This is a genomic window from Flavobacterium sp. 2755 (assembly GCF_031455715.1).
Lineage (GTDB): Bacteria > Bacteroidota > Bacteroidia > Flavobacteriales > Flavobacteriaceae > Flavobacterium.
Genome location: NZ_JAVDTG010000020.1, coordinates 1 through 2,572, shown reverse-complemented (window position 1 = coordinate 2,572; position 2,572 = coordinate 1). Strand labels below are relative to the sequence as shown.

The window sequence follows — 2,572 nt, the reverse complement described above, 5'->3', positions numbered from 1 at the left end:
AAACTGACCACCCCTTTTCAATTTAAACTGACCACCTTGTTTCGGTTCAAATTGACCACCAAACACTACTTCTTTTCATGTTGTTAAACCATGGATCTGTATAAAAACTACAGACTATGGCAAATAACAAACTAGACATGAACAAAATCAGAAAAGTCATTAAGTTGCACTGCAACGGCAAAAGCAAGCTGTTTATAAGCCGATATTTATCTCTATCCAGAAATACTGTAAAAAAATATATCTCTTTATTTGAAGTGCTTGGATTAAGCCTGGAAACCGTAAACAATAAAACTGACACCGAATTGGACGAACTGTTTTCTCAGGGTCCGACAGAAGTTGTTTCCTCAAGAATAGAAGATCTGTATGCTTATTTTCCTCAGATGGAACGGGAATTAAAAAAAGTGGGGATCACCATACAGACCATGTGGGAAAGGTATATTGAAACCCATCCCGATGGTCTTCGAGTAACGCAGTTCAGGAACCGCTTCAGAGACTGGAGCAACAAGGTAAACCCTGTGATGCATATGAATCATAAGGCTGGCGATAAAATGTATGTGGATTATGCTGGAAAGACACTCTCATTTATAGACAAAAGTACGTCTGAGGTTCAGGAAGTACAGTTTTTTGTTGCCATACTCGGTGCCAGCCAGTATACTTACGCAGAAGCGTCAATGAGCCAGCAGAAGGAAGATTTTGTAGCTTCGGTAGAAAATGCAATGCGTTTTTTTCAAGGAACGCCTGCCGCAATTGTACCTGACAACTTAAAATCTGCCGTAGTCAGAACCAGCCGCTTCGAACCCACCATTAATGAAACTCTTGCAGATTTAGCTGAACATTATGAAACCACTATTCTGCCCGCAAGAGCCTACAGGCCCAGAGACAAATCTTTAGTTGAAGGAGCAGTCAAGATACTTTACAGAAGAATTTATGCAAATCTGAAAGACTCTAAATACTTCAGCATAGAAGAACTGAACCAGGAAATATGGAATCTGCTCGATGCACATAACAACAAGAAACTTACCGGAAGACCATACTCTCGTTTTGAACTCTTTATGGAAGATGAAAGACATGAACTGCAGCCTCTTCCTCTGGAACGCTTTGAGATTAAATACCAGTCTCTGGCAACAGTAATGCAGAACGGGCACGTCCAGTTAAGCCAGGATAAAAACTACTACAGCGTGCCCTATCAATATTTAAAGAAAAAAGTAAAGCTGCTCTACACAAGCTCTACTGTTGAAATATACTTCAAATACAACCGTATAGCCACACACATCAGAAATCCAAAGCCCTACATCTATACCACAAATCCAGAACATATGGCAAGCACACATCAGTTTGTAGCACAGTGGAATGCCTTAAGGTTTATTGAATGGGCCAACAGCATTGATCCGGCAGTAGGAGAATATATTATGCAGATAATAGAAAGCAGGAACCACCCCGAGCAGGCCTATAAAAGCTGTCTAGGTATATTATCTTTTGAAAAGAAAGTAGGTGCAGAAAGATTAGCAAATGCCTGCAAACGTGCTCTGGACTTTAAGATTTATAATTTTAAAACCATACAGAACATCTTAGAAAACAGTCTGGATAAGATACCTATGGAACACGAAAAGGAAGAAGATCAGGATCTTCCCGACCACGGCAATATCAGAGGAAAAAATTATTATAACTAAAATCAATTTACAATGAATGAATCTACTGTAGCAAAAATGAAACAGATGAAGCTTCATGGAATGCATAACGCCTTCATGACAGCTATCGAGAGCGGTAAAACCGATCATTATACCATTGACCAGTTTATGTCAATGATAATAGATGCCGAATGGGATGAACGCCACAACAGGCGTATTGAACGCAGTATTACCAATGCACGCTTCCATTACAAATCAAATATTGAAAGCATCAATTTTGACCAGTCCCGGAACATTGACAGAAATCTTATACTCCGGCTTGCAGAATGCAGTTTTATAGAAAAGAATGAAAATATACTAATCACAGGAAGCACAGGGGTTGGTAAAAGTTTTTTAGGAACAGCACTTGGTTATCAGGCCTGTATCGAAGGGTATAAAGTAAGTTATTTTAATACTGCAAAATTATTTGCAAAGCTGAAAATGGCCAAGGCAGATGGCACATACCTAAGAGAACTGATGAAAATACAAAGGCAGGATGTTATCATACTAGATGACTTTGGACTCCAAGCATTGGACAGCCAGAACAGAATCACACTTTTAGAGATCATCGAGGACAGGCACAACAATGGTTCTATTATAGTAACCTCGCAGATCCCCGTTCAGGGATGGTATGACATAATCGGCGAGAAAACCATAGCAGATGCAATCCTTGACAGGTTAATACACCAGGCCCACAGGGTTGAGCTGCATGGGGAATCAATGAGAAAGAAAAAAAGCATAATCAAGGAATAATTATTTATCTATATTTGAAACAATAATTAACACACGAAAAAAAGTAGTTTTTTAGGTGCTCACTTTGCACCGAAATTAGATGGTCACTTTAAACCGAAACGAAGTGGTCACTTTAAATTGGAAAACAGTGGTCAATATCACTGAGTTTTACA

At 39.2% G+C, this 2,572-nt stretch carries 2 protein-coding genes; both read left to right on the top strand.

All coding sequences use genetic code 11. The features are described from left to right. Positions 1-116 precede the first annotated feature (116 nt). Entirely contained in the window at positions 117-1,670 is a 1,554-nt protein-coding gene (istA, locus tag J2Y38_RS24550; RefSeq protein WP_243236492.1) for an IS21 family transposase, read from the top strand. Positions 1,671-1,682: 12 nt separating this feature from the next. Continuing rightward, on the top strand, positions 1,683-2,420 hold the full coding sequence (gene istB / locus J2Y38_RS24545) for an IS21-like element helper ATPase IstB (protein ID WP_309847996.1): 738 nt from the start codon (positions 1,683-1,685) through the stop codon (positions 2,418-2,420). Positions 2,421-2,572 lie beyond the last annotated feature (152 nt).

Excerpts from the sequence above, each read along its gene's own strand:
- istA (WP_243236492.1), top strand. The coding sequence starts at position 117 with ATGGCAAATAACAAACTAGACATGAACAAAATCAGAAAAGTCATTAAG.
- istB (WP_309847996.1), top strand. The coding sequence starts at position 1,683 with ATGAATGAATCTACTGTAGCAAAAATGAAACAGATGAAGCTTCATGGA.